The 7,149-nt window shown below is 70.8% G+C and carries 8 protein-coding genes; 1 reads left to right on the forward strand and 7 read right to left on the reverse strand.

From position 1 onward, the window contains the following. The 4 genes from H5J33_RS17885 to H5J33_RS17900 form a co-directional block, all read right to left on the reverse strand. On the reverse strand, nucleotides 1–216 hold a 216-nt coding region (locus H5J33_RS17885; protein WP_309485425.1), incomplete at its 3' end, for a biotin carboxylase N-terminal domain-containing protein. A 16-nt stretch (nucleotides 217–232) separates the two neighbouring features. After that, nucleotides 233–451 carry an acyl-CoA carboxylase subunit epsilon gene (locus tag H5J33_RS38700; protein WP_399552854.1) on the reverse strand — a complete coding sequence of 73 codons (219 nt, stop codon included), beginning with the start codon at nucleotides 449–451 and terminating at the stop codon, nucleotides 233–235. Continuing rightward, nucleotides 448–2,040 carry an acyl-CoA carboxylase subunit beta gene (locus tag H5J33_RS17895; protein ID WP_181795940.1) on the reverse strand — a complete coding sequence of 531 codons (1,593 nt, stop codon included), beginning with the start codon at nucleotides 2,038–2,040 and terminating at the stop codon, nucleotides 448–450. Before H5J33_RS17895 ends, H5J33_RS38700 begins: the two co-directional genes overlap by 4 nt. Nucleotides 2,041–2,137: 97 nt before the next feature. Next, on the reverse strand, nucleotides 2,138–3,034 hold the full coding sequence (locus H5J33_RS17900; RefSeq protein WP_181795941.1) for an MBL fold metallo-hydrolase: 897 nt from the start codon (nucleotides 3,032–3,034) through the stop codon (nucleotides 2,138–2,140). 327 nt (nucleotides 3,035–3,361) lie between these two features. Here H5J33_RS17900 and H5J33_RS17905 point away from each other — a divergent pair, with 327 nt between their 5' ends. Next, complete coding sequence (locus H5J33_RS17905; protein WP_181795942.1) at nucleotides 3,362–3,955, forward strand: DNA-binding response regulator; 594 nt, start codon at nucleotides 3,362–3,364, stop codon at nucleotides 3,953–3,955. A 208-nt stretch (nucleotides 3,956–4,163) separates the two neighbouring features. Here the strand turns inward: H5J33_RS17905 and H5J33_RS17910 are convergent, their stop codons facing one another. The 3 genes from H5J33_RS17910 to H5J33_RS17920 form a co-directional block, all read right to left on the reverse strand. Next, on the reverse strand, nucleotides 4,164–5,123 hold the full coding sequence (locus tag H5J33_RS17910; RefSeq protein WP_181795943.1) for a histidine kinase: 960 nt from the start codon (nucleotides 5,121–5,123) through the stop codon (nucleotides 4,164–4,166). A 542-nt stretch (nucleotides 5,124–5,665) separates the two neighbouring features. After that, the gene (locus tag H5J33_RS17915; protein ID WP_181795944.1) at nucleotides 5,666–6,574 is read right to left on the reverse strand and encodes an NmrA family NAD(P)-binding protein; all 909 of its coding nucleotides are present in this window, start codon (nucleotides 6,572–6,574) and stop codon (nucleotides 5,666–5,668) included. Between the two features lie 82 nt (nucleotides 6,575–6,656). Beyond that, nucleotides 6,657–7,149 (reverse strand): zinc-binding dehydrogenase (locus tag H5J33_RS17920; RefSeq protein ID WP_181795945.1); only part of this gene is annotated, 493 nt, incomplete at its 5' end.

A 7,149-nucleotide genomic window follows, 5' to 3' on the forward strand; every position in this document is an offset into this window, starting at 1 on the left:
CGAGTCCTTGGCGGCCCGCAACACCTTGTCGATGTCCAGGTAGCTGCTGGCCGGAGTGTCACCGCCCAGCGCGAAGGCCTCGTCGGCGGTGCGGACATGCAGGGCCGCCCGGTCCGGGTCGGCATAGACGGCGACACTCGCGATCCCGGCGTCCCGGCAGGCCCGGGCCACGCGGACAGCGATTTCGCCACGGTTGGCGATGAGCACCTTGCGCAGACTCACGTGTGTCCTCTCACGACGAAGACGTCCAGGCGGGCCGCGCTGCGGCCGCCCAGGCGACGGCGGATCCATGGGCGGGGTTGGCCCGGCACCAGGCGAGTGCGGGTCGCGGCGGTGCCGACCCGCCCCCGGAACTGCGGGAGACCGACAGCAACACCGTGGCCAGCGCGGCCAGTTCATCGGCGTCGGGACTGCCGTGTGCCACCACGACGAGTGGCCGGCCGGCGCTCACTGGGGCTGGTTCCCGTGCTTGCGCGTGGGCAGCGGGGCGTGCTTGTGGCGCAGCATGGCCAGCGCCTCGATCAGCCGGGACCGCGTCTCGGCGGGGTCGATCACATCGTCGACCAGGCCGCGCTCGGCGGCGTAGTAGGGGTGCATGAGCTGGGTGCGGTACTCCTCGATCCGCGCCCGGCGCGTCGTCTCGGGGTCGTCGGACGCCGCGATCTCCTTGCGGAAGACGACGCCCGCCGCACCCTCCGCGCCCATCACCGCGATCTCGTTGGTCGGCCAGGCCAGGGCGAGGTCGGTGCCGATGGAGCGGGAGTCCATGACGATGTAGGCCCCGCCGTACGCCTTGCGCAGGGTCAGCGAGATCCTCGGCACGGTCGCGTTGCAGTACGCGTACAGCAGCTTGGCGCCGTGCCGGATGATCCCGCCGTGCTCCTGGTCGACACCCGGCAGGAAGCCGGGCACGTCGACGAGGGTCACCAGCGGGATGTTGAACGCGTCGCAGGTCTGCACGAACCGCGCGGCCTTCTCGGACGCCTCGATGTCCAGGACGCCCGCCAGCGCGGCGGGCTGGTTGGCGACGATGCCGACGACCTCGCCGTCCAGCCGGGCGAACGCGCAGATGATGTTGGTGGCCCAGGTCTCGTGGACCTCGAAGTACTCGCCGTGGTCGACTATCTCGCCGATGACCCGCTTCATGTCGTACGCCCGGCCGGGCTCGGCGGGCACGATGTCGTAGAGCGCCTCGTTGGAGCGGTCGGCGGGGTCGTCGGCGGGTTCGGCGGGCGGGCGTTCCCGGTTGTTGGCGGGCAGCATCGCGAGCAGGTGCCGGACGTCCTCCAGGCAGGTCCGCTCGTCGTCGTACGCGAAGTGCGCGACGCCGGAGAGCGTGGAGTGCGCGTCGGCACCGCCGAGCGCGTCCTGGGTGATCTGCTCGCCGGTCACGGCCTGGACCACGTCGGGGCCGGTGATGAACATCTGCGAGGTGCCGCGCACCATGAACACGAAGTCGGTGAGTGCCGGGGAGTACGCGGCGCCGCCCGCGCACGGCCCGAGGATCACCGAGATCTGCGGGATGACGCCGGAGTTGCGGACGTTGCGCTGGAAGATGCCGCCGTAGCCGGCCAGCGCGGTCACGCCCTCCTGGATGCGGGCACCCGCGCCGTCGCAGAGGCCGACGATGGGCGCACCGGCCTTCTCGGCCAGGTCCATGATCTTGTGGATCTTCTCGGCGTGGGCCTCACCGAGCGCGCCGCCGAAGATGCGGAAGTCGTGGGCGTAGGCGAAGACGGTGCGGCCGTGCACCGTTCCCCAGCCGGTGACGACGCCGTCGGTGTACGGCCGCTTCGCCTCCAGTCCGAACCCGGTCGCCCGGTGCCGGCGCATCCCCTCGACCTCGGTGTACACCCCCTCGTCGAAGAGGAGTGCCAGTCGCTCGCGCGCGGTCAGTTTGCCCTTGGCGTGCTGCGCCGCGGTGGCCGCCTCGCCCGGCCCGAGACGCACGGCTTCGCGTACCTGGGCGAGTTCGGCCGTGCGGGCGCTCAGGGATGAGAAGTGCGCCGTCGCCAACGGCCGCTCTTCAACGGTGCTCATGTGCCGCCCCCTTCTGGAAGGTCGTACAAGCGGTTCATGCCGGACGAGGCTGTGCCCGGTGGCTAGAGCCGTCCTGGAAGCCGTCTGGAAGGCGGGGTCAGGCATGGCAGGCGGGCAGGCCGCCGTTGAACTCCACCATCTCCGCGAACAGCGCCGGCATGTCCACCGGGCAGCCGCGCTCGGCCCCGCGCTCCTCGAGATAGGCGCGGTGCAGGTTCGGGACGATCCGCTCGGCGTCCAACAGCTTGGCGTACGCGCCGAGTTCGGCCTCGCGGGCCACGTCCAGGACGGTGGCACCGGCCGCCACGCCCTCCTTCGCCAGCCGCTGGAGCAGCAGGAGGTACCCCTCGGTGGTGTCCAGCAGTTCCTCGCCGGCCACCGGTCCGTGCCCGGCCACCACCACGCGGGGCCGCAGCGCGCGCAGCGCCCGCACGGCGTCGAGCGAGCCGGCCACCGAGCCCATCGGGCAGAACGGTGTCGCTCCGGACATCACGATGTCCCCGGTGAACAGCACGCGCTGCCCGGGCAGCCACACCACGACGTCACTGCCGGTGTGGGCGGGGCCCAGGTGCAGCACCCGGGCCTCCGTGCCGCCGACGTGGACGGTGAGCCGGTCCTCGAACGTCAGCTGGGGCGGGCGCAGTTCGAGATCGCCCCAGCACACGTCAGGCCACAGTGTCGTCAGGTGCATCCCGATCCCGGTGACCTCCGTCCGGGCGCCGCGGTGCCCGACGACGGTGGCCTCGGGGAAGAGGTAGTTGCCGAAGGTGTGATCGCCGTGCGAGTGGGTGTTGACCAGCAGCCGGGGCAGGGCGGGACTGACACTCCTGACGGCCTCGCGCAGCGCCAGGGCCCGGCGCTCGGTCGCCGCGGTGTCGATCAGCAGGGCCTCTCCCTCCGCCACGACGAGACCGGCGTTGTTCAGGCACCAGCCACCGTCCGGCTGGACGTAGGCGTAGACGTCGTCGGCGATCTCCGACAGGTACGGCGGCATGCTCTCTCCTCGGTGGGTCGTGGGTCGTTCCGTTCTCGCCACGACCCTGACGCCCCCGGCTCGAGGACCACCGGCAGTCCCGCTCAAGCGCCCGCTCCCGGTACCTGTCCGCCCCCTTCGCACAGCCGCCACGAGCGCGCCCGGAGCGCGTCTCGGGCATCCGTCGAGCATGCCTGGAGCAGACCGTACGTGCTGCGCGTACCCAGGGGCACGAAACCTCACATACCGTCAGAAAGCGTTTACTCGTTCGGAACAAGCGCTGTGTATGATCAAGTTACTCAGGGGCCGACCGCCCTGAGGTGGGGGGGGCGGAACGTGATACGAGTCATGTTGGCCGAGGACATGGAGATGATCCGTGGTGCCCTCGTGGCCCTGCTGGCGGGCGAGCGCGGCATCGAGGTCGTGGCCGAAGTGGGCCGGGGGGACGCCGTGGTGCCGACGGCGCTGGAACACCGCCCCGATGTCCTCGTGGTGGACATCGACCTGCCGGGACTGGACGGACTGAGCGCCGCCGCGGCCCTGCACGAGCAGTTACCGCAGTGTCGCACGCTGGTCCTGACGGCGCTGGGGCGGCCCGGGGCCCTCCAGCGGGCGATGGCCGCGGGCGTCAGCGGTTATCTGCTCAAGGAAGCGCCCCCGAAAGAACTGGCCACCGCCATAAGGCGGATCGCCGCAGGCGGCCGCGTCATCGATCCCGAACTCGCGCTCGCCTCCTGGGAGAGCGACGTCAGCCCGCTCACCCCGCGCGAGACGGAAGTGCTGCGTCAGGCGGCCACCGGCGCCGACCCCGCGGAGATAGCCCGCCGGATGCACCTGTCGACCGGGACCGTGCGCAACTACCTCGCGTCCGCGGTCTCCAAACTCCACGCGCGCAACCGGCTGGACGCCGTGCGCATCGCCGAACAGGCCGGCTGGCTGTAGCCCACCGCGGCCCAAGTGCTGTAACCCGTCACGGCCCGGACGCTGTAACCCACCACGTTCCGAACGCCGTTACTCACCGAGGTCCAAGCGGTGTTGCCCGCCACGGCCGGAACGCCGTGGCCCACCACGGCCAAAGCCGTGCCGGGGCCCGGCGGACCGGGCACCTCGGCAGGACTTCGGCGTGACGCGCGGGCGCGGCCGGCGCCGCTCAGGTCGCCGCATATGTTTCGTACGACGTCACGGACTGCGGGGCACGGGCGGTCAGATGGAACCAGCCCCCCTCGTGCGTCCAGGTCAGTGTGCCGTCGAACGCGGTGAGCCGGGAGGACAGGCTCGCCAGGCCGGTGCCCAGTGGCTCACCGTCGTCGACCTCCCCCCTGTAGCCGTCGTTGGAGAGCCGTAGCAGGACGGTGCCGTCCTCGCTGCTCAGTGTGATCCGGCAGAGGCCGGCCTTGCTGTGGCGCAGGATGTTCGTCGCGCCCTCGCGCAGCACGAGCGAGAGGGCCGCGCCCAGCGCCGGGTCGTGCACCTCCGAGGCGTCGCCGTAGACCAGCGTTTCCACGCCGGCCGCCGCCAGCACCCGGCGCACGGAGGCGAGTTCGACGCCGAGGGAGAGCCGCCGCGCGGCCGAGGAGAAGGAGCGCATCTCGGCGAGCGTCCTGCGGGACAGTGCCAGCAGCTCGGCCACCTCTTCCCTGACCCGCGGGTCGTTCTGCACCAGATACCGGTCGACGAGTTCCGCCTTGACCGTGATGGCCGACAGGCTGTAACCGAGCACGTCGTGCACATCGCGCCGCAGCTGGCGGCCCTCGCGCAGGGTCCGTTTCCGCTCCTCGACGATTCTGCGCTGCTGGGCCCAGAGCATCCCCCGGATCTGGCGCCGGCACTCGAGCGCCACCAGCGACACGACCAGGGCCAGGGCCGGGTAACTCAGCGCGTCCGGCATGAGCACCAGCAACGGAGTCACCGCGAGCGCGGGCAGCAGCGCCAGGGGAACGCACAGGCGGCGCGGTCTACAGGCCGAGGCATCCATGACCAGCAGGGCGGGCAGGCCCGCGTACATCAATACGGTCAGCAGGGCGACCAGGCCCCGCAGTATTCCGTGGCCGCCCCACAGGGGGGCGTCGGCCACCATGGCCGCGCCCATGGCCGGCACCGTGACGATCACCACCGGAACCAGGTGTCTCGCACATTTCCTGCGCGCGATGTGAGAGATCACCTGGCCCTGCCTAATACGGCTCGGTCGGGGTGGCCGATACACGCCACGAGGCTGGGGGGCAGCCCCCGGGTACAGGTGGTCAAACTGTAGAGATCGTGCGTAACCATCCGGACCTCCTGTATTTTTTGTAGAGGCAGGTCCCTGAAATTACAAACCGGTCTCACGGTTCGTCAACGGGCACCTGTCCTCTCCTCGCAGCTCACGGCACCATCGTTCGAAGGCGGCAGGGCAACGTCCGCTCGATTGCCGGACAAACACTCCACCGGATCGCCGGGTATCAGGACGGGAGGCGCGTCCCTATAAAACCGACTCGCCGGTTTTGTTTGTGTGGAGTGCCGTCTCCGGCCGGGTCATGGGCGCGAGGAACCAGGGCGACGGCCAACCGCGGCGGTGAGCGGGGGATTCCCACCGCCGCGGCAGGCCGCCGCCCCGGTGACCGCCGGTACGGCGCCGACCGCCGCACCGGTCACGTCGTACCGGCGGTGCCTGGGTCAGGCCTTGGGCGCGGCCTGCCGGACGAAGTCCTCCAGCGAACCAGGCTTCACCTGCGGGTACTTGGCGTTGTCCAGGGTGTCGAACTTCGCCTTGCCCGTCACCATGCACCACTGGTACTGCAGACCCACGTAATCGAACGGGTTCTGGGTGGCGGCGGCCTGCCGGGTGATCTCCGCGCGCAGCTCGTCGGCGGTGCCGAGGTTCTTCAGGGTCAGGCTGCGGCCGGTGGCCCGCTCGAGGGTCTGGTGGAACTGGCGCATCGACAGCACGTCACCGGCGAACCGCTGGGTGCCCTTGGCCTCCGGGTCGAGGGCGACCGCGGCGGTGAAGGCGGCGGTGTCCTGGATCGAGGTGATGTCGATCGGCTGGTCGGGGTTGCCCCAGTGCGAGACGGTCCCCGCCTCCCAGTCGACGAATCCCAAGAAGCCGATCATGACCTCGTAGAACGCGCCGTTGAGCACGGAGATCACGTCGAGGCTGGTGTCGCCGTACGCGGCCGCCGCCTGCCGGCGCCAGCCGACCATGACGTTGTCCTCGTTGTCCAGCTTGGTGATGTCGAACGCGAAGTCGGAGGGGATGAAACGGCGGGCACCGGCCTGCTCGGCGGCGCGCACCAGGTTCACCTGTCCGTCGATGATCAGGTCCGGGCCGCCCTGGATGGCCGAGACCACGGTGGCGGCGTCGCCGATCGCGGCGGCCAGCTTCTCCACCGGGTCGGTGATGTCACCCTCGACGATCTCCAGGCCACGGGCCTGAAGCTCGGTGAGGGCGGCCTTCTTGTCGCCGTCGGTGCCCGGCCGGACCAGCGCCCGCACGGAGCCGCCCTGGTCCAGCAGGGAGCTGACGATCTGGCCGCCCAGCAGGCCGGTGGCGCCGGCCACGAAGATCTTGGATGCGGTGGTCATGGTGTTGTCGTTCTCCTCGGTAAGTCCCGGGCCTCGGCCGGCCCGGACGATTGTGCGCAAGGTGCTTGCTGAGAAAGGTGGTTCACGGGATGAGCAGGGTCTTGCCGATGGTGTTGCGCGCCTCCACGGCGGCATGCGCCTCGGCCGCCCGCTCCAGCGGGTAGCTCTGGCCGATGACCGGCTTGATCTCGCCGGCGACCGCCAGGCCGAGCACGTCGGTGACCAGCTCGCGGGCGAACGCGGGCCGGTTCCAGATCAGACCCGCGCTGAAGCCGGTCAGGGTCAGACCGCGGCCGAACAGCTCCATGGGCTTCACGTCGAGCGGCTGCCCGCTGGAGAAGCCGAACACGATCTGCCGGCCGGCGCCGGGGGCGAGCAGCGAGAAGGACTCGCGCCCGAGTTCGCCGCCGACGTGGTCGTAGACGACCTCCACGGCGCCCCCGGCGGCCTGGCGCACCTGGTCGGTCCAGCCCGGCAGCGAGTAGTCCACGACGTGGTCCGCGCCCAGCTCCTTGACGAGGCCGAGCTTGGCGCCGCCGCGGGCCGTGCCGATCACCGTCGCGCCGGCCCGCTTG

It is taken from the genome of Streptomyces sp. WELS2 (genome assembly GCF_013870595.1).
Lineage (GTDB): Bacteria > Actinomycetota > Actinomycetes > Streptomycetales > Streptomycetaceae > Streptomyces.